General features: G+C 68.6%; 18 protein-coding genes and 4 pseudogenes. 9 read left to right on the top strand and 13 right to left on the bottom strand.

The features are described 5' to 3' along the window. Positions 1–106 precede the first annotated feature (106 nt). On the top strand, positions 107–868 hold the full coding sequence (locus ACIQD6_RS35740; protein ID WP_401891122.1) for a metallophosphoesterase family protein: 762 nt from the start codon (positions 107–109) through the stop codon (positions 866–868). A gap of 66 nt (positions 869–934) precedes the next feature. On the opposite strand, the gene ACIQD6_RS35745 is transcribed toward ACIQD6_RS35740, so the two are convergent. Then, complete coding sequence (locus tag ACIQD6_RS35745; protein ID WP_401891124.1) at positions 935–1,513, bottom strand: maleylpyruvate isomerase N-terminal domain-containing protein; 579 nt, start codon at positions 1,511–1,513, stop codon at positions 935–937. Between the two features lie 124 nt (positions 1,514–1,637). Here ACIQD6_RS35745 and ACIQD6_RS35750 point away from each other — a divergent pair, with 124 nt between their 5' ends. Beyond that, positions 1,638–2,069, top strand: a complete 432-nt coding sequence (locus ACIQD6_RS35750; protein WP_401891127.1) for a DUF6083 domain-containing protein — start codon at positions 1,638–1,640, stop codon at positions 2,067–2,069. 388 nt (positions 2,070–2,457) lie between these two features. On the opposite strand, the gene ACIQD6_RS35755 is transcribed toward ACIQD6_RS35750, so the two are convergent. Both ACIQD6_RS35755 and ACIQD6_RS35760 read right to left on the bottom strand, forming a co-directional pair. Then, the gene (locus ACIQD6_RS35755; RefSeq protein ID WP_401891130.1) at positions 2,458–2,898 is read right to left on the bottom strand and encodes a nuclear transport factor 2 family protein; all 441 of its coding nucleotides are present in this window, start codon (positions 2,896–2,898) and stop codon (positions 2,458–2,460) included. Positions 2,899–2,900: 2 nt separating this feature from the next. Then, the gene (locus tag ACIQD6_RS35760) at positions 2,901–3,755 is read right to left on the bottom strand and encodes an NmrA family protein (protein ID WP_401891133.1); all 855 of its coding nucleotides are present in this window, start codon (positions 3,753–3,755) and stop codon (positions 2,901–2,903) included. A 111-nt stretch (positions 3,756–3,866) separates the two neighbouring features. Between ACIQD6_RS35760 and ACIQD6_RS35765 the strand changes: the two genes are divergently transcribed. Next, positions 3,867–4,784 (top strand): cupin domain-containing protein, encoded by a 918-nt coding sequence (locus tag ACIQD6_RS35765; protein WP_401891136.1) that lies wholly within the window; start codon positions 3,867–3,869, stop codon positions 4,782–4,784. Positions 4,785–5,025: 241 nt separating this feature from the next. Here ACIQD6_RS35765 and ACIQD6_RS35770 read toward each other — a convergent pair whose 3' ends face one another. Then, on the bottom strand, positions 5,026–5,274 hold the full coding sequence (locus ACIQD6_RS35770; RefSeq protein WP_401891209.1) for a hypothetical protein: 249 nt from the start codon (positions 5,272–5,274) through the stop codon (positions 5,026–5,028). A 37-nt stretch (positions 5,275–5,311) separates the two neighbouring features. Between ACIQD6_RS35770 and ACIQD6_RS35775 the strand changes: the two genes are divergently transcribed. After that, positions 5,312–5,740, top strand: coding sequence for a TetR/AcrR family transcriptional regulator (locus tag ACIQD6_RS35775; RefSeq protein ID WP_401891203.1), 429 nt, complete (start codon positions 5,312–5,314; stop codon positions 5,738–5,740). Between the two features lie 5 nt (positions 5,741–5,745). Here the strand turns inward: ACIQD6_RS35775 and ACIQD6_RS35780 are convergent, their stop codons facing one another. Then, a complete protein-coding gene (locus tag ACIQD6_RS35780) occupies positions 5,746–7,401 on the bottom strand; it encodes a helix-turn-helix domain-containing protein (protein ID WP_401891139.1) in 1,656 nt (551 codons plus the stop codon). Between the two features lie 362 nt (positions 7,402–7,763). Between ACIQD6_RS35780 and ACIQD6_RS35785 the strand changes: the two genes are divergently transcribed. Next, entirely contained in the window at positions 7,764–8,339 is a 576-nt protein-coding gene (locus ACIQD6_RS35785) for a hypothetical protein (RefSeq protein WP_401891141.1), read from the top strand. Positions 8,340–8,678: 339 nt separating this feature from the next. Next, positions 8,679–9,134 (top strand): lamin tail domain-containing protein, encoded by a 456-nt coding sequence (locus ACIQD6_RS35790; protein ID WP_401891143.1) that lies wholly within the window; start codon positions 8,679–8,681, stop codon positions 9,132–9,134. A 196-nt stretch (positions 9,135–9,330) separates the two neighbouring features. Here ACIQD6_RS35790 and ACIQD6_RS35795 read toward each other — a convergent pair whose 3' ends face one another. Next, entirely contained in the window at positions 9,331–10,725 is a 1,395-nt protein-coding gene (locus tag ACIQD6_RS35795; RefSeq protein WP_401891145.1) for a multicopper oxidase family protein, read from the bottom strand. A gap of 717 nt (positions 10,726–11,442) precedes the next feature. Between ACIQD6_RS35795 and ACIQD6_RS35800 the strand changes: the two genes are divergently transcribed. Further along, positions 11,443–12,114: a hypothetical protein gene (locus ACIQD6_RS35800; RefSeq protein ID WP_401891147.1), complete on the top strand. Its 672-nt coding sequence runs from the start codon at positions 11,443–11,445 to the stop codon at positions 12,112–12,114. 84 nt (positions 12,115–12,198) lie between these two features. Here the strand turns inward: ACIQD6_RS35800 and ACIQD6_RS35805 are convergent. Then, positions 12,199–12,402 (bottom strand): annotated as a pseudogene (locus ACIQD6_RS35805) (IS630 family transposase); the annotation flags it as partial. A 134-nt stretch (positions 12,403–12,536) separates the two neighbouring features. Next, on the bottom strand, positions 12,537–12,911 hold the full coding sequence (locus ACIQD6_RS35810; RefSeq protein WP_401891150.1) for a winged helix-turn-helix transcriptional regulator: 375 nt from the start codon (positions 12,909–12,911) through the stop codon (positions 12,537–12,539). Between the two features lie 120 nt (positions 12,912–13,031). Between ACIQD6_RS35810 and ACIQD6_RS35815 the strand changes: the two genes are divergently transcribed. After that, positions 13,032–13,907: an NAD(P)-dependent oxidoreductase gene (locus tag ACIQD6_RS35815; protein WP_401891153.1), complete on the top strand. Its 876-nt coding sequence runs from the start codon at positions 13,032–13,034 to the stop codon at positions 13,905–13,907. A gap of 2 nt (positions 13,908–13,909) precedes the next feature. Here the strand turns inward: ACIQD6_RS35815 and ACIQD6_RS35820 are convergent. The 4 genes and pseudogenes from ACIQD6_RS35820 to ACIQD6_RS35835 form a co-directional block, all read right to left on the bottom strand. Further along, positions 13,910–14,065, bottom strand: a pseudogene (locus ACIQD6_RS35820) (IS5/IS1182 family transposase); the annotation flags it as partial. A gap of 95 nt (positions 14,066–14,160) precedes the next feature. Next, positions 14,161–14,588 (bottom strand): annotated as a pseudogene (locus ACIQD6_RS35825) (helix-turn-helix domain-containing protein); the annotation flags it as partial. A gap of 74 nt (positions 14,589–14,662) precedes the next feature. Continuing rightward, positions 14,663–14,938, bottom strand: a pseudogene (locus tag ACIQD6_RS35830) (alpha/beta hydrolase); the annotation flags it as partial. An 87-nt stretch (positions 14,939–15,025) separates the two neighbouring features. Next, positions 15,026–15,610, bottom strand: a complete 585-nt coding sequence (locus tag ACIQD6_RS35835; RefSeq protein ID WP_401891155.1) for a TetR/AcrR family transcriptional regulator — start codon at positions 15,608–15,610, stop codon at positions 15,026–15,028. A 70-nt stretch (positions 15,611–15,680) separates the two neighbouring features. On the opposite strand from ACIQD6_RS35835, the gene ACIQD6_RS35840 reads away from it, so the two are divergent. Further along, on the top strand, positions 15,681–18,116 hold the full coding sequence (locus ACIQD6_RS35840) for a PEP/pyruvate-binding domain-containing protein (protein ID WP_401891158.1): 2,436 nt from the start codon (positions 15,681–15,683) through the stop codon (positions 18,114–18,116). A gap of 635 nt (positions 18,117–18,751) precedes the next feature. Here ACIQD6_RS35840 and ACIQD6_RS35845 read toward each other — a convergent pair. Next, complete coding sequence (locus ACIQD6_RS35845) at positions 18,752–18,949, bottom strand: hypothetical protein (RefSeq protein WP_401891161.1); 198 nt, start codon at positions 18,947–18,949, stop codon at positions 18,752–18,754. Between the last annotated feature and the right edge of the window lie 25 nt (positions 18,950–18,974).

The following is an 18,974-nucleotide window of genomic DNA, read 5'->3' on the forward strand; positions in this document are numbered from 1 at the left end:
CCAGAAACCCCACCGTCACCCTCGCCGCATGACCATCCCAAACACCCGCACACCAGGCACCACGTCCTTGACGAAGGACATAGAGACACCCCCCCACAGTGGAACCATGCTGAACCGAGTAGCCGTTCTGTCCGACATCCACGGAGTCCTACCAGCCTTGGAGGCCGTGCTCGCCGAACCAGACGTCGTTGCCGCCGATCGCATCGTACTCACCGGCGATATCACCGCCGGCCCGCAACCGACCCAGGTGCTCGACCTGTTGACCGATCTCGGCGACCGCGCCGTCTGGATCAGCGGCAACGCTGACCGTGAACTCCTCGAATACCGCCGTGGGCAACGCGACACGATCCCCGATCCGATCGCCCCTTGGGCGGCCGAGCAGCTCCGCGAGGACCATCTCGACCTTCTGGCCTCGTTGCCACGATCGCTCTCTCTGTCCGTGTGCGGCCTGGGGAAGGTGCTGTTCTGCCATGCCACTCCCCGTGACGATGAGGAGGTCGTCCTGGTCGACTCCCGACCCGACCGCTGGAAGGAAGTCTTCAGCGGACTCGGTACCGACATCCGTACCGTCGTCTGTGGCCACACCCACATGCCGTTCGTCCGTCTCGCGCGCGGCCGACTGGTGATCAACCCCGGCAGTGTCGGCATGCCTTACGGGAGAACCGGAGCGCACTGGGCGATCGTGGGTCCGGGGGTCGAACTGCGAACCACGAACTTCGACATCGAGGCCGCCGTGACCCAGGTCGGCCGGGATTCGTCCTACCCCGAAATCGCCGAGTGGGCCGAGTACTTCCTGCACGCTCGCGCGACCGACGCGGACGCCTTCGAAACCTTCGCCCCACGGGACGGACGCGACCACGCACCGTGACGCCCAACCCGCGCATCGATGTCGGCGTCGGACGCGATCCGGTTCGGCCTGTTCATGGGATCCCGATCAGTTCGACACCGCCGCCTCCCATACCCACGACGTGCGGCGGGCACGGCCGTCGAGCTCGCCCCGGCCGGTGCACCAGAGAAGGACCTGGGCAGGGTCACCCGGTGGGGCATCAGGGAAGAGACGACTGAGCACCACCTCGCACAACGGCGCCGGGGGCAACCACGACACCCCCAGCCCCTGGGTGATGTCAAAGGTGTGCAGAAGAACCTCGGCGACGCCCATCGCCGCGAACCCGGCCGGATCGCACGCCCCCCAGTGCCAGGCACGCGTCTCCGGGCCGGCCGTGGCCAAGGCACTGCTGAGCAGTCCTCCGCAGGCAGTGACCACCTGGAGCACTTCGCGCGGGGAGCCGCCCGGGTGGACGACCAGGTCGAACGGCAAGTAGGCATCGCTGGGGCGGGCCGCCACCTGCCCGGCGTAAGCCAACAGGTCATGCGCGACGTGGGCGGCAGTCGCCCAGCAACTCCACTCCAGCGAGCCGGCCGGCACCGCCCAGTCCTGCGCGTCGTACGGCTCGAGCACCCGCACCATCTCGGCCACGGCCCTGTCGACGTCTTGCTTGTCCACGCGTCGCATCCTGAGAAGCTAGTGCGGCGACGCTTCGGCGACCGGCCGATTTAACAGATCTGTCACCACAGAGAAGAGGAGGCGAAGAGTGGGCGTCCATCCCCAGCCCGACAGGCCTTCGGATCCATCATCTGTGCCGCGCTCCGGCGCGGGAGACGCGATTCCCTCGTGGGGCCGACGGCTCACCGTGCCGTGCCCGGCGTGCGGCCTGGCCACACACCGCCACCGCACGCTCGACTTCGACGGTACGAACATCTACCGGTCCCATGCCGGCCCCGACCCCACCCGCGTCGACGGAACCACCGGCGAACCGGAGGGTGGAAAGGTCTGGATCGCGCTCGTCCCCGGCGACTTCCCGGCCCGGTACTTCACCGAGGACGAGGTCTACCACCTGGCCGGCGGCATCGCCTGGCCCGGTCGGCACCACCGTGACTACGGCACCGCCAAGATCGCCCACGACGCCTGCTGCCCCGGCCGGCACGACGCACGGCCCGACAGCAGCCGAGGTGCCGCCGAACTCTGGCAGGCCATGCGCCTCCGCCGATCTCGCTCCCCACGCCCCTGATCCGGGTGCGCCGCCGTTCCAGGAGCCGACGCCCGCACGGCCGCGTAGGGCCTGCCGTGCGGGCGTGGCGGATCACTTCGTACGGTAGGCGTCGATGATCGTCTGGGAGAAGGCGTCACCATTCCGGTCGGTGACGTCGGCCCGGAACGAGACCGAGCCGCCGGCGGCCCGGCCGCTTCCTTCGGCCGCAGGACGAGCGCCTCGCTGTCCACCACGTCGAGATCCCGGACGGATGTGCTGGTCCTGGCATGCAGTTGTGTCCGCGCGGCCGGTTTCTTCGCGACGTACTCGACGATCACCGGTGTCCTGCCGCGGCCTCGATCGGCGCTTCCGTTCGGTTGAGCGGGAAGCTCCACAGGCTTGTCGGCAGGCTCGAACTCTTCCTCCCCTAGCGATCATTCGGCGGCCACCCGACGGCGCGGAAGACGGCGATGGGGTCCAGGTAGTCCCGCCAGTGCGTCACCCTGCGGTCCTTGACGGTGATCACGGAGACGAAGTGGTTGTCGTAGGCACGCCCGGTGTGGACCGCCCGCCCGTGCACCGCGTACTCCAGCACGACCACGGACGTCTGGGGATCCCGGTGGACGGCGAGCCCGTCCGCGCTGTGCAGAACCATGACATCGCCGTAGCCGCGGTACAGGTCGGCGACCGCGCGGCGTCCCTGAGCCCGGCGCGGGTAGCCGGGTACAGAGATGACGTACTCGAACACCACGTCCTCGGCCAGGAGGTCGAAGAAATGCTCACCGTCGACGAGGCCCGCCAGCCCCTCCCGGACGATCTGGAAGAACGGGTCCAGCGCGGCGAAGTCGGTGATGTTGTCGATGGACATCGTCACCCCACCGCCGGAGAGGTCCAGGCGTGGACGCTGCGCCGGGCGAAGTCGGGGAAGGCGGCCGGCGGTCGGCCGGTGACCTTCTCGACGTCGTCGTTGGGCGTGGAGCCGTGGCCGGAGATGATGCTGCCGGTCAGCCAGCGGAGCATCACCGCGTAGTCGGCGGGGACGAGGCCGGCCGCGACCGCACCGCCGATCCACGCGCCGGGGTCGATGTCGTGGTGCCTGACGGGCCGGCCGCTCACGGCGGCGATGGCGTCGGCGACTTCGGCGACCGTGAGGGCCTGCGGGCCGGTGGGTGCGTACCGCGCGCCGGAGTGGGCCTCGGGTGCGATCAGCGTCTCGACCGCGACCGCGGCGATGTCGGCCGCGTCGACGAAGGCTTCCGCGCCGTCGCCGGTCGGTACCGTGATCACTCCGTCGACGACCGGCAGGTGTGCGTCGCTGAAGTTCTGCATCACCCATGCGGGGCGCAGGATGGAGTGCGTGAGGGTCCCTCGGGCGGCGAGGTCTGCCTCGACGGCCCTGATGTCGACTTCCGGTGGCGCCTGGTCGCCGCCGTAGGTGCTGAGGTAGGTGACGTGGCGCACCCCTGTGACTTCGGCGAGGTCGAGGAAGGCGGCCACCTGGTCGGCGTAGGAGACCCGCAGGACGGGCGTGACGAGGTAGAGCCGGTCGACGCCGTCGAGGGCACCGGGGTGGGTGGCCGGGTCGTCCCAGTCGAACAGTACGTCGCCGCCGTGGCGCGCCGCGGTACGGGCGCCCAGTCCCCGCTCGGCGAGATTCCTTGCCACGAGCGAGCCGGTCCGTCCGGTGCCGCCGAGGACGAGTGTGGTCTGTGGTGATCCAGTCATGGGTCAATCATGAGAGCGTGCCACGAGCGAATCAATGCGCGTATGACTCATTCCTTTACGTCAAACGCTCGCATCCTTGTCCAATGTGGTTGTCTCACTGATACTCATCTCGTGGACATACTGCACGATCACCTCGCGCGGGCACGCGCCTCCGGCGCCGTCTTCGCCCGGACGGTGGCCGAGCCGCCGTGGGGGCTGCGGCTGGCCGGCTCGATCCAACTGGCCGTGCACACCGTCGTCCGGGGCAGGGGATGGCTGTGGCTCGACGACCCCGGCAACGCGGTGGAACTCGTGCCGGGGGAGGTGACGCTCGTTCGCGGCGGCCCCGATCACCACATCGGGCACGAGCCGGGCGCCGAGTGCCTCGAACCGGAGGACTTCCGGGCCCGGCACGCCTGTGACGGGAGTTCCGAGGACCCGCGGGCGACGGTCTTCCTCTGTGGCGCCTACCAGTTCTCGGGCGACATCGGCAGCGGACTGCTGGAGGCACTGCCCCAGGTGCTGACCTTGTCGGCGGCGGTCGGCGATCCGCTGCGGGACGTGATCACGCTGCTCTCCCACGAGCTGGCCAACCCCGAGCCCGGCCGGCCCACCGTGCTGGACCGGCTCCTCGACGTTCTCCTGGTACTCGCCATCCGCAACGACTTCCGCCGCAGCCCGACCGCGCCCCGCTGGTACCAGGCATCCGCGGACCCCCGGCTGAACGCCGCGCTACAAGCCATGCACGAGAACGCCGGCCATCCCTGGTCGGTCCCCGAACTCGCCGCGATCAGCGGCATGTCCCGGGCGGCCTTCGCGCGGACCTTCCGCGACGCCCTCGGCCAGACTCCCATGCAGTACCTGACCGACTGGCGGATGGCTCTCGCCCGCGACCACCTGCGCACCGGCGAACTCGGCACGACGACCATCGCGCGCACCGTCGGCTACAGCTCGCCCTACGCGTTCGCGGCGGCCTTCCGGCGCCACCACGGCGAGCCGCCCGGCGCCTGGCGGCAACGGGAATCGCTCCGGGCACAAGCACACCCCTGACGGCACACAACGCGGAAGTCCCGCCATCGGTGACGGCGGGACTTCCGCGTGTGAACAACGCATCGCAGGTCTCTGCGCGGATCTTTCTCGACTGCGCGCAACTGCTCCCGGTCGACCTCGGTCCTGCGAGGAAGGCCGGCACGAGCGTGAGCCGTACCGAGCACATGACCGGCTCCCGGACGGACAGGTGGCGTTCCGATTCCCCGGAATCGCCATCCGATTTCCGGGAACGCCGACGGAGCTAACGGACGAGAGTCTCGGACTGGTCCCACAGCCGGGCCGGGTTCTCCCGATCGAGGGCATACGGCGCGACGCCGGTGACAGCGCCGGCTCGTCCGGCGACCTGCTCGGACTGCGCACAGTCCTCGAAGTAGCGGCCGGTGACGCCCTCCACCGTCGGCGATGCGGCCAACAGCACCGAGGTCGCGGCGCCCTGCGCCACAGTCTTCTGCGGCGGCAGCGCGAGGTCGCCCGAGGCGGGGGCGAACAAGCGGCTGATCTACGTTTACTTCGGCAACAAGGAGCAGTTGTTCGACGCCGTCCTGCAACGGGCAATGACGGCGGGCACCGAGTCGGTGCCGTTCGACGTCGAGGACCTGCCCGGATACGCGGGTGCGGTCTTCGACCCCCTCGTCGCCCGGCCGGACCTGATGCGCCCGCGTCTGTGGAAACTGCTGGAGCGCCCCTCCGCCACCGGACGCGAACCGGACGCCTTCCGACGCAAAGCCACCGAAGTGGCCGACGCGCAGCAGCGTGGCGAGGTCGCCGAGGAGATGGAGGCTGCCGATCTTCTGACCATGGTTCTCGCCGCAGCCCAGGCGTGGTTCTGGGCCGCGACGGGCATCGACCCCGAGGAGGTCAGCCAGTCCTGGTCGGCGCGGCGGCCGGCTCTGCACCGCTCTGCAGTCGTCGAGGCCGCCCGTCGGATGTGCGAGCCGAAGACCGTCGGCGAGTAGCAGCCTCAAATGACCGCTCCGCTGTACCGGATCAGTATCGGCCGTTCCGTGATGCGCACCGTGTCCCGGTGGTCGACCTCGCGCGCGGTGCTGTCCAGGTACTCGACGCTCCGGGCTCCGGCGCCGACGCGGGTGTCGGCTGTGCCTGCGTGGGTCCAGCGGATGCGGGCCGTGCGGAGGACGCCGTGTTCATCAGGGATGAGGAATTCGCACTGCCAGACGTTCTCGGGCAGGGCGATCCGGAGGCCGTGGCCGCAGGAGCGGAGCTCTGCATGGGCCAACCACTGGTGGAGGCGGGAGACGAACAGGCCGGCTTTGGTGGGTGGCTGGCCCTCGGCCTGGAGGACAAGGGGGATCTTGCCGTTGCCCCACGCGTAGAAGTACATGCGCTCCAGATCGCGGTTGCGAGCGTACAGGCCCGTCAGGTAGAAGCGGACCGCGTGGTCGGCCGCCATGTCCTCCTCCAGCGGATCGTTCAGCGGCAGGGTCTGCGTGGTGCCGGTGTTCCACAGCGGCAGGTGGTACCCCGCCCGCTGGAACGTCCGATCGACATTCCGCACTGCCTCGAGCATGGTCTCCGGTGGGTCGGTGATCCGGCGCTGGTACAGCTTGATCCCCGCCGCGTCGCAGTACTGGTAGCCGCCCAACTCGGCGAACCTCAGCAGGTACGCGTGTGCGCCGGCCGCCCATAACCCGGTGATCGAGGGGCACACCACGGTCGCGTCCCCGTCCATCTCCCGGATGATGCGGCTCGCCCGCCTGGTCATCTCGACGAGTGTGGCGACGCTGCCGTTGTAGTGGTGCTCATGGTTCGCCATGACCCACAGTTCGTACGCATCGATACGGGCACCCGCATGCTGTACGAGAGCCCGCACGAAGGCGTCCCAGTCGTCGAGATCGTCCGGCGGCGCCGCTCGGGAACCGTCCGGATACGCGGCCTTCCGGGCGTCCGGGGCAGCCCAGCCGGGCGTAGCGCCGAAGACGAACAACGTGGGCAGGCCCTGCAGTTCGGCGCCGTCGAGGAGCCGGTCGAGCGTGGACCAGTCGTACTCCCCGCGTGCGGGTTCCACTTGGGCCCAGCGGGTCTCGCTGTCCCACAGCCTCAACGCACCGGTCCGGAAGGAGGGCATGGCCCCGCTGGAGCTGTTCATCGTCACACCGAACAGCTCCGGATCGACGGGCCTCGGTGTCTGCGCCCAGCTCGTCGACCCGAGCGGTGCCGGTACGGCCGTCGTCGCGGCCTCGTACGGGGCGCTTGCGACGGCGGTGCAGAGAACGACGAGTGCCATGACTGCGGCGAGGCCGAACCTCATGTGCAGGGGACGCCGTCTCGTCGCCGGACGATCGCAGGCGGCGCTGACGGGCGCCGCGGCGAAGTCGGTGGTGACGATGGGAGACGGGCCGGGATCCACCGCGGCAGACGCCGGACCGGGATCTTGCCCCTGGCCCGTCGCGGCCCTCCAGGATCGCAAGAGCTTGTTGAGTTCGTCCGCGTCGGCTCCGCACTCCTTGGCGATACGGACGATGAGGCCGTAGTCCGCCGGCGTACCCGTGCCGTTGCAGTACCGGTGAAGGGTGGAACTGCTGGTGAAGACCCGCCGCCCCAGCTCCTGGTAGCTGAGGCCACTACGCTCCTTCAGCCCTGCCAGAACGGCGGCCAACTCCTGGGCTCCCCGCGTCCCGTCCAAACGCTCTACCCCCGTGACGCCTTCTTCCGACTCCCGTCCCAGCATTCCACGCCCGTCCCAAACCGTCTGCAAGGCATCAGGTCAACGGGGCGGCGCGCGTCCCACGCCGGTTTGGAACGCGAGATGACTGGCCCTCGGCCGGGCCGGAACAGCACAGTTGATCTCGCCGGCACGACGCGTCGGCGTCACACCGATCCGCACCCCGGTGGTTCACAGGGGCGCGGCACGCCGTGTGCGTCGACCCACCGGCACAGACCGCCTCCGGACACCGGGGCGGAGGGGCCCGCCAGAGGGCGCGTCCGGTACGAACGACAAACAGAACGGGGACGAACCACATGTCACGAGTCCAACGTGTCCTGATGGCCACGGCCATGGCCACCGTGCTGGCCACCACGTCGGCCGCCTGGATGCCCGGGGGAGCGGAAGCGGCCACCGGCGCGGAGACCGACACCATGGCGCAGGGAGGCAGCTGCACGTACAACAAGCTGGACAAACCGGCCATGAGGAGTCACAAGGGCAAGGGCGACACCAAGTACAACAACGGTGAGACCAAGAGGTACGGCCGCGTCCTGATCCTCTCGGTAGGGACGGCGCTCAGCCCCGACAACTCCGCGGCACTCCTCAGCGGAAAGGTACGCAAGGGCGACCGCGCGTGGGTGGACATCAGCCACGACAAGGGCAAGAACTGGAAGAACTGCGGTCACGTCACCGCTGACAAGGCCGGCAAGAAGGTCTACTCCAAGTGGTTTGCCCACTACCGCAAGGGCTCGATCACGAACCGGGTGATCCGCGCCTGCGCCACAACCACCATGGGCGCCACCGACCAAGGCAAGCGCGTCACCTGGTGCGCGGACATCGGCGACGTGAAGACGACCGGTATCAAGAGCTACTGGTGGACGGACAAGGACTAGTAGGGCTTGGTCAGTTGGCCTGCTCGTGCTGGTAGGTAACGGTGGCAGGCGGGACAGGCGTCGGTCCATACCGCGAGGAGCAACTGCGGTTCGCGGGCGACCCGGTAGAGGCTCAGGCCGACACCCGCCTTCGGAGCGCCGCCAGGCGGGCGTCCGGTGTGCGCCGACAGCGGGGCCGAGTTCACCGACCACCGGTGGAAGGGCTGACGCCGTCCGGCAGCCCGCCGTCACAAGTGGCGTCAATACTATGATTCGCGTCCGGGACTGCCGGGATGTCTTTATTCTGTGGGTCTGCCGGGCTGCCATTGGGGGGTGCCCGGCCTGATCATGGGGACATTCATGCGTCGTACCCGCACGCTTGCCGCTGCTGCCGTCGCGGCGGCTTTCGCCGGCTCGGTCCTGTTGCCTGTCCAGGCGCAGGCCGCTACCGGCTCGGTTCACCTTTACAAGATCTACTACGACTCGCCGGGCACGGACACCCGCTCCAACTCGAGCCTGACGGCGGAGTACGTGCAGATCAGGAACACCACGTCGAAGGCCGTGAGTTTGAAGGGCTGGACGCTGACCGACGCGTCGAACCACAAGTACACCTTCGGTACGTACAGCCTCGGCAAGGGAAAGACGGTGACCGTGCGCACCGGTAAGGGCAAGGACACGACGGCGAACCGCTACCAGAACCGTGGTGCCTACGTGTGGAACAACGACAAGGACACCGCCACGCTGAAGAAGGCGTCCGGCAGCAAGGCCGACACCTGCTCGTACAACTCGACGAAGGCCGACTACAAGATGTGCTGAGTGTGCCCGCGTAACAGCGCCCGCCCCGATCCGGGGCGGGCGTTCGTGTGTCCGTGGGCCGGCATGACGGCCGTGACGCCGTCCGGGTCGCATGGCAAGCCGCAATTCGCCCGCTGATAAAAGGAGCCTGCCCGTGCCGACATGTGTCATGGACCGCCGGGGCTCCCTGAGCGGGAGATGTACGGCGTCGGGCAGTTCAGCCCTTCCGTGGGCCGGATGCGCCCGGCCCCTTCCCGGTCCCGGGCGCGTCGGGGCCGTCGACGATTTCCAGGACGGACATCATGCCCTTGTCCTCGTGATTGAGGATGTGGCAGTGCAGGACCGTCTTACCGGTGTAGTCATCGAAGCTGGTGCGGACGACGATGTTTCCGCGGGGTGCCACGTCCACCGTGTCCTGGTAACCGTAGAACGCCTGGGGCACGCCGTTCTTGCTCATCACCTGGAAGTCGTTCGTATGCACATGGAACGAGTGTGCTTCGTCGCTGTTGTTCTGGACCGTCCACTCCTGGACGGTGTTCAACTGCCCTGTGAAGTCAGTACGGTTCGGATCGAACTGCTTGCCGTTGATGAAGAACTCCGTACCGGCCGCGTTCTCCGTGTACGTGATGGTCCTACGGGCGGCGATCTTGGCATCGGCGAGGTTCCGGGCCGGGGCGAAGGCGGTGGGTGGCGTCGCCGGAGTCATGGCCTTCCCCTGCGAGATGACCGTGGCGAGAGTTACCCCGGGGAACTGGTTGCCGGCCGGGCCCGTGTTGTACGGGAGCGTCTTCAGCTCGGTGGTGCCGGACGGACCGCCCTCCACCAGTACGTCGTAGCGGGAGGCGGCCGGAAGGACGATCGAGTCGACGGCGTAGGTCTTGGTGACAGGGCTCCCGTCCCGCGCGATCACCCGGAATCTGTGGCCCGGCAACGCCACTTTGTAGTAGATGTTGGCGCCGATGTTGGCGATCCGCCAGAGCTGGGTCTCGCCCGGCCGAATATGGATGGCGGGGTTGAGCTGTCCGTTGACCACACGAGTCGTGGGCGCCCCGATGCTCAGATCCGCGGTCTTGATCTGGTCGTCTACGCGCTGGAAGTCCTTGAGGGCGACGACTCGCTCGGTGATGTTCCGCAAGGACTTCGGCAGATACTTCTTCAGGCCGTCGACGATGATGATCCCGGACATTCCGCCGGCGGTCTGGGGAGCGGACAGCATGTGCGGATGCGGGTGGTACCAGTACGTTCCCGGCGCGAGATCGGGCGGAAACCGGTACGAGTAGTGGTAGGTCTCCCCGGGGCCGATCTTGACGAACACGTTGTCGGAATGTCCGCTGGGCGAGACGTGCAGGCCGTGAACATGCAGATTCGTCATCTCGTCGATCTTGTTCACCATCTCCAGCCGCACGTGGTCGCCCGACTTGATGCGCAGGGTCGGCGGCATGTACTGACCGTTGTAGGTCAGGGCCCACAGCTGTTTGCCGGCGAGGTTCACCTTTTCGCGTTTCACCACGATGCGCGTGCGCAGGAAGCCGTTCCGGCTCACCACTTCGGCGGGGTTGCGGAGCGCGCCGGTCGGCCGGGCCGATGTCAGCGGGGGCGACGGCGAAGCCATGACGGCGGGGGACACGGAGGACGACGAGTGAGCCGGGCCCCTCATCGGCCGCGTCGCACCGGACTGGTCACAGCCCGAGATCAAGGCGAGGGCAGCGAGGAGAGCCCCGGCAAGGGTCCACCTCCCGCGGTGACGAGTCCGCATCGTGTTCTCCGGTCTGATGCGACGCCGGGACAGGGGGGATGATCCAGGGGCCCGGGCCGGTGAGGAATAGTGCGGTCATTCTGGCGCGGGGGTTCGCCGTTGAGGCGATCGACCCGCTGAGGAATCGGGCGTTTCATCCCTTGCGCGCTGTCGTGTCCAGCAGGTGTGCGCCGCTGGATGCCCACACACCGGACGGTGGTCACAGACGTTTCGAGGAAGCGGGAGGCCCCCGGATCGATCACGGCCGGCCGCGTGTCCCTGCGATCCCAGCGTCCCGGGTGATTCTCCGCCCGGAACCCGCCCTGGTCGGAGCTGGTACAGACGTCATACGAAGGCCGCGCGCTGCTTCTCGGTCAAGTCCGTGGGGTGGCGGTCGTAGCAGGTGCGGCCCCATTTTCCGTTCGAGCAGTACAGGGTCAGGCCCGAGGCGGGATCGCGGAAGTTAATGCTGCCCGAACCGACGCCGGGCACACCGCTGGCTGCGGAGCCGGGGCGCTTGCACGAGCGAGCCGGGATCCCTTCCGGCCTGCGGTGTCCGGGATGATCCTCCGGAACCGGTCAACCGGGGACAGCGTGACCCGCAGCGAATTCAGCACCGTGACCACCGGCACGAGGATCGTGGTCATGCCGGCGGCATCGCTGGTGCTGATCCTGATGGGCGCGGTGACCGTGGTACTGCTGCTGCGTGAGCGGGTCGAGCCGCCCGCGCTGGCCTGGGCCCTGCGTCTGGGGCCGGTCGTGACCATCGCGAGCATGGTCGTCGCCTACCTCATGGTCCAGTCCACGCCCGCGCAGGCGGCCGCAGCCGACCTGGGACACCGCATGCCGATCATCGGCGCGCACAGCGTGGGCCCGCCCGACGGCGGCCCCGGGATGCCCGTCACCAACTTCAGCACCACCGGCGGGGACTGGCGCGTCCCGCACTTCGTCGGCGTCCACTCCCTCCAGGCACTGGGCCTGCTGTGCCTGCTGTGCCTGCTCCTCACCCTCGGCCCCCGCATGCTCGGCACCCGCCACCGCACCGCCCTGGTCTGGATCGCCGCGACCGCCGCCCTCGCCCTGACCGGCATCCTCACCTGGCAGGCCCACCGCGGCCAGCCCCTCACCTCCCCGGACACCGCGACCGTCACCGCGCTGACCGCCCTGGCCATCGCCGTCGTCGCGCCCACGTCTGCTTCACCTCCTGCGGGACCACCGTTCAGCGCGTCCTTATCGACAGCGGCGCCAGCTGCAAGTCATATCTAGGGCGCAACTCCCTTGCGGAGCAGGGAATTTCACGCAAGCGCACCCGTCCCTACCGGCTTCGGGCGAACGGGAATGCGGAACGGTGGCCGTGTCCCAGTCGCCGACCCGGGTGTCCTTCTTCGTGGTCAGGTGTGGGGAGAAGCTGTCGAGCACGATCGCGATGTGGGTCTCGGACGGGTAGAGGCTGAGCAGGTTACGGCAGAACTCCAGGAACCTCGTCCGGTTCCTCCTTGGCTTGATGCGGCCGTAGAGCTGGTCCTTTCCCAGGTCGTAGGCGGCGAACAGGTGGCTTGGAACTCGCGCAGACAGGCGCGAAGATCACCCCTGCCAGTAGAGCAGGCACAGGATCTGGTGATCATGGAGTTGCGACGCTCTGTGACGACCGGCAGGCCTGTGTCTACGATCCGGCCCATCCGCTTCTATCACGGAGCTGTCGCGGCAACGTCGCCGGAGACCTTTTCGGCCCCAATCCGCCGCATGCGTTCGGTACCCCATTTTCCCAGGGAGGCCAGGGCCGTGTTGAGCGAGACGCCGTGCTCCGTCAAGGAGTACTCGACCTTCGGCGGCACCTCGCGGTACACCTCACGATGCACGAGCCCGTCTTCTTCCATCTCCCTCAGATGTTGAATCAGCATCTTCTCGCTGACACCAGGCAGGCCACGTCGGAGCTCGGCGAACCGGCGGGTCCCGTGGTGGTGCAGCTCCCAGAGGATGAGCGACTTCCACTTGCCGGCGACTACGTCCATCGCCGCGTCGATGCCACAGAAATAGGGCCCCCGCCGCGCTGAAGTCGCCATCCGCCCCCCTAGAGGTACTTACTCACGGGTGAGTACCCGACTAATTTGTCCGTACTGGTCAACTCTACTGGCTGCGGAGAGGATCGAGCCGAAGGACAAACACGAGGGGGAGCGCCAAGAATGACAACTGACAACAGCGTCCAGGTGAGTGTTCTCGGGCTGGGGGCGATGGGAAGCGCTCTCGCGGGCGCCCTGGTGAGGGCCGGATACGCGACCACATGCTGGAACCGCTCGCCGGGGAAGGCGGACGACCTCGTTGCGCAGGGTGCCAAGGCCGTCGACACGGCCGGAGACGCGGTCCGGGCCGGCCGATTGGTGATCGCATGCCTGCTGGACCACGCGTCGGTCCATGAGGTGCTCGTTCCGCTCTCCGATGAGCTGGCCGGACGAACCCTGGTCAACGTGACCACGACGTCACCTGCTCAGTCACGAGAGTTGGCCGACTGGGCCGCCCATGCCGGGGTCGCGTATCTGGACGGCGGCATCATGGCCGTACCGCACATGATCGGCCGGCCTGGGGCATCGATCCTCTACAGCGGATCGGCCGATGTCTTCCATCAGTACAGGCCGCTGCTCGACCTATGGGGAACCAGTACCTACTTCGGTGAGGATGCCGGGCTGGCGTCCCTGTACGATCTCGCCCTACTCGCGGGCATGTACGTCATGTTCGCCGGATTCATGCACGGCGCCGCCATGGTTGCGCCGGCCGGCGTGACGGCGGGCGAGTTCGCTGCCAAGGCCACCCCTTGGCTGACCGCCATGACCGGCGCCTTCCAAGGATTCGCCGCAGTCATCGACGGCGGGGACTACACCGTCGAAGGGCAGCAGAGCCTCCAGTTCTCCAACCTCAGTGACCTCCTGGCCGCCAGTTCCGACCAGGGCATCAGCACCGAGGTGGTCACCATGGTCCAGCGGCTCATCCAACGCCAGATTGATGCAGGCCATGGGGAGGAAGGCTTCGCCCGAATCATCGAGAGCATCAAGCAACCGGGCTAAGAACGGCTTCGGATCGTGGCGGTCGGGCACGTGGTGTCGGCTATGGCCTCGTAGGAGCAGCCGAACCGCAGGAGTTGGAGCAGATTGTCGAAGATGATCCGGTCGCTGATCCGCGGGCGGTGGCAGCCCAGCGGATGGGCCGGAGTGTCAGGGGTGATCTTCGCGCCTGTCTGCGCGAGTTCTTGGACCGACCGGCGATTGGGGGGCGGGAGAAGGAGCGTGGGTGGGGCCTGGGGTCGCGGTCGGGGTCCCTGTCGTGGAGCAGGACCCGAAGGCCGTCGTGGCTGATGTTGTCGACCACCCCCTCGGCGACCAGGAAGTCGGTCAGCTTGACCAAGCTCCAGGTCGAGAATGGAAGGCCGTGTTCGACGGCCTGGACTTGGCGATCTTCTTGATCTCCCGGCGCTCGGGCAGGGTGAAGGTCCTCGGACGGCCGCCCTTGTATTTCGGGTGCAGCGCCTCGAAGCCGTCGGCGTTGAAGTTGTGGATGACATCCCGGACCCGGTCCGCGCTGGTGAACGTCTCCTCGGCGATCTTTGCCACCGGCATGCCCTGTCCGGACAGTAGCACCGTCTGGGCCCGCCTCCAGGTCACCACCGACCCGGTGCCGCGCCGAACGATCCGCGACAGACGGGCGCCCTCGTCGTTATCGGTGTCGCGCACCCTCACCCGCTCGGCCATGCCGAACAGTTGGGACCGAGCACGCCGGCCGGGAACGAGACCCGGCCGGCGCCCCTGGCACTGTGGAACTCGTGTCAGCTCAGATGCCGGGCGAAGAACCGCAGCGAGCTGTCCACTTCGAACGATGGCACATCTCCGTGCTTGCCAGGGTTGGCGTGCAGCGTCTTCTCAGCCGAGGCCAGGGCGTCGAACAAAGCCAGGCACTGGTCCCGCGGCACCGTCTGGTCGTCCCACTGGACTATGAACTGCACCGGCACGGTGATCCACGCGGAAGTGCCTTGTGCGGGCGCTCCCTGGACCATGCAGAGGAGGGAGCCCCGACCTGTCACAGCGTTGATCGGTCTCACCTCCTCGAAGGTGCAGTGGTGCACGGCGGCGCCGAAGCCATCAAGATCGTCACTCGTGCCTCGCCAAGGCAGACATCGCCTGATGCGGCACTAGCTCTGCTGTTTGCCGAGGAGCAACGTGAGTTGGGCGTCGAGCACCGTGACGGCGTCCTCCTTGGCGTACTGGTGCGACAGGACCTGCAAGCCCAGCCCGTCGACGAGCGCGAGCAGCCCGGCCGCGGCGCGTTCGGGGTCCACGCCGTCCGTCGGACCGGCGGCCCGGAGCTGGTCGGCGAGGAACGTTCGCGTCTCCGCTGCGGCCTCGCGCAGCCCGGACGCGATCGACGGCTTCACCGCGGCGTAGGCATGGAACGCGAGTACGACGTGGTTCTCCAGCCGGCGCGTCTCGTCGAGCGGCAGCACCTGCAACAGCAAGCCGCGGACGAGTTCGCGCGGCGACGCCGGCGCGAGCTCGTCCTGTGACCGTTCACGGATCCGGTCCATGACCATGTCGAGGGCGAACGTCATCATCTCGTCCTTGGTGCCGAAGTAGTGCTGCACCATCCCGGTCGAGACCCCGGCCTCCGTGGCCACGTGCCGCAGGCTCACCCCTTCCAGGCCGCGCGCGGCTGCGAGCCGCATCAGTGCGTCGGCGAGCAGCTCCCGGCGCTCGCGGTGGTCGATCTTGCGGGGCATGCCCCCACTTTACATTGCGTCTGTATTGGCTCCGGGATACATTGCGACTGTATTGAAAAGGAGATGCGCGATGGACGTGCTAGATCTTTCAGCGATCAACTCGGGACAGCGGGAGCTGGTGGGCGGGAAGGCCGACGGCCTCGCCGCGCTGATCCGGCTGGGCGAACGTGTGCCGGACGGCTTCTGCGTCACGACCGAGGTGTACAGCCGCGGCGAGATGTCCCGGGCCGAGGTCCTCGCCGCGTACTGGCGGCTCGGCGGCGGACCGGTCGCGGTCCGTTCGAGCGCGACCGCCGAGGACCTGCCGGACGCGAGCTTCGCCGGCCAGCAGGACACCTTCCTCGCGGTAGAGGGGGACGACGAGCTGCTCACGGCGATCCGCGCCTGCTGGGACTCGCTGCACACCGATCGCACGAGGGCCTATCGCGAGGCAGCCGGCATCGCGCACGACACCGTACGGATGGCGGTCGTAGTCCAGCGCATGGTCGACGCCGAGGTCGCCGGCGTGCTGTTCACCGCCAACCCGCTCACCGGTTCGCGGAGCGAGTCCGTCGTGGACGCCGCCCCAGGACTGGGTACGGCCGTTGTCGACGGCGCGGTCGAGGCCGACCACTACGTGCTGGACAGTACGGACCCCGAGGAACGGGGCTGCCTCATCCCGGCCCGGTTGAAGGAACTCCGCGAGGTCGGTGAGGGGCTCCAGCGCCAACTCGGCGCACCGCAGGACATCGAGTGGGCGTACGACCGCGACGGCACGTTGTGGCTGCTCCAGTCCCGGCCGATCACCACACTGTTCCCGGCGCCGCCCGCGAGCGGGAAACCGGGGACGCGGCTGTACGTCGAATTCGGCCATGTCCAGGGCATGCTCCAGCCGGTGACACCGATGGGCATGTCGACGCTGAAGACACTGCTGGACGGCATGCTCGCGTCGTTCGGTATGACGGTCGACATCGTCGACATCGGCGGACGGCTGTACGGCGACCTGACCGACGTGATGCGCGCCCCCTCGACGAGGCAGCGGCTGGTGAAGCTCATGGCGGTCGACTTCGGGCCGCGGGCGCAGGCCGTGGTGGAACATCTCCTGGACGACCCGCGGTTCGCCCCGGTGGACGGCGCCCGTCGGCGCAGGGCGGCCACGCTGGCAGCGGGGCCGAAGGCCGTGGCCGGGATCCTCGGCGCACTGGCCCGGCCGGCGGCCGCGCGGGCACGCGTGTTCGGCACGATCGAACATCTCCGGCAACAGCCGGTCGTCGACCCGTCAACGGCCCCCGAGCTGCTGGCCCTGGTCGAGGAGGCCGAGCAGCCGGACACCGGCCTCCAGGCCATCACGTGGCCGGTCGTCACCGGGCTCCTCATCGGCGCGGCGCTGCCGCCACTCCTCAAAGGCATCGCGAGCGACGACGAGATCAGGACCGTGCTCGGCGGCATGCCGCACAACGTCACGATCGAGATGGACCTGGCGCTCTGGCAGGTGGCCCAGCACGCGGCGCCGCACCGAGAGCTGCTGCTGCGGGCCTCGCCGGACGAACTCGCCGCGGCCCACCTGGCCGGCGAGCTTCCCGACTTCGGCCTGGCCGCGTTCCTCGACGCCTATGGCCAGCGTTCCGCCGCCGAGATCGACATCGGCGTTCCGCGCTGGTCGGAGGACCCGGCCCCGGTCTTCGCGATACTCGCCAACTACCTGCGGGGCACCGACCCGGACCAGGCCCCGGACCGGCGCTTCGAACGTGCCGCGGCCAAAGCGGAGGCGATGCTCGCCGAGCTCGTGCGCCGGGCACGCCGCACGTCGCCCGTCCGCGGACGGCTCGCCGGCTTCGCCCTGCGCCGTGCGCGCGAGCTGGCCGGGCTGCGTGAGGCGGGGAAGTTCGCCGGGCTGTACGCGTTGCGCGACCGCCGCCGACGCCTCCTTCTCATCGGCGCCGAGCTCCAGGCCAAGGGGCTGCTCGAACGCGCCGACGACGTCAAGTTCCTGACGCCGCCCGAGCTGCGCACCGTGGTGGACCGCGACGACGACCCGCATGAGACGGACCTGCGCGAGACCGTCGTTGGACGTCGGTCGGAGTACGTGCGGGAGCTGCGGCGCCGTGCCGTTCCCGTCGCTCTGCTCTCCGACGGAACCGACGTGGAGACGCTGCTGCCGGCTCGGACGTCGGACGGCCGCACGCTCACCGGGACGGGCGCCTCCACCGGGCGGGTCAGCGGCCGCGCCCGAGTGGTCCGCGACCCGGCGGACGCGTACGTCGAGCCGGGCGAGATCCTTGTCGCGCCGACGAGCGACCCGGGCTGGACGCCGCTGTTTCTCACGGCGGGCGGGCTGGTCACGGAGACCGGCGCGGTGATGGCACACGGCCCGACCGTGGCGCGGGAGTACGGCATCCCGGCCGTGATCTGCGTACCCGGCGCCACCGAACGCATCCGGACCGGGCAGATGATCACCATCGACGGCGCCACGGGAACGGTCACCATCGACGAGCCCGCCACGACCAACACGGCCACGACGCCCTGACCTGGCCGGCCCGGTCGGCCTGCTGCCGACACGCCGCGCCCCAGGCTGCGGTCACTGAGCTTCCGCCAACTTGAAGCCGCAGGTCAAAGGGCTGGTGTGACGGTTTTCCGGGATGTTCACGCTGGTCATGAGCGGCTGTCCGAGGAGTGGATCGTCTGTAGCGGTTGGCTTCGAGGTTCGTCAGAACCAGTAGGGCGCACAGGAGTTGGATAGCACAAACGGGATCGGCACGGAGCTTGGTGAGGACTCCCGGCACTGGTAGAAGCGGGCAGATGTCCTCGGCGTGCTTGTTGGTTCTCGTCACACAGTTCCAACAGCCGCCGGGGGCACCCTGGTTACGCCCGTGCCGCACCGCTCCGTGCGGCGGTACGCCTGGTCTGTTTCCGACAGGCCGTGCGGGGGCCATGCGCTTCGAAAGGGCCCGGCTCCTTGTGCGGACCGTACCCGGTCACTTGCCCTTGGCGAGCTGGTCGACGCGGGCGACGGACAGGTCCAGCAGTGCCGCGACCTCGGTGAGGACCAGGTCTCCCGGAGTTCGAGTACAGCCTGCCGCCGGACGGCCTTGGTCCGGGGGAGGGGCTCGGCGATCGCCTCGGCAAGGCCGTCTGCAGGTCGCGGGCGATCGCAAGGCCCGGTCACGCGACCAGGCGCAGCCAGGCCGCCGCGAGTGCGGCGTGACCGGCCGGCGTCGGGTGTACGCCGTCCGCGGCCCAGTACTCCGGCCCGGTCGTCGCGGCGAGTTCGGCGAACATGTTCCGGGCCCGGAGAGTGAAGGCGCTGTACGCACCCCAACGGCGCCCTTCTCCCTCGGCCGGGGCCAAGTCGTACGCCATTTCTCGACTGTTGACACGGGGAAGG

Origin of the sequence: Streptomyces sp. NPDC088400 (genome assembly GCF_044753355.1) — a bacterium.
Lineage (GTDB): Bacteria > Actinomycetota > Actinomycetes > Streptomycetales > Streptomycetaceae > Streptomyces.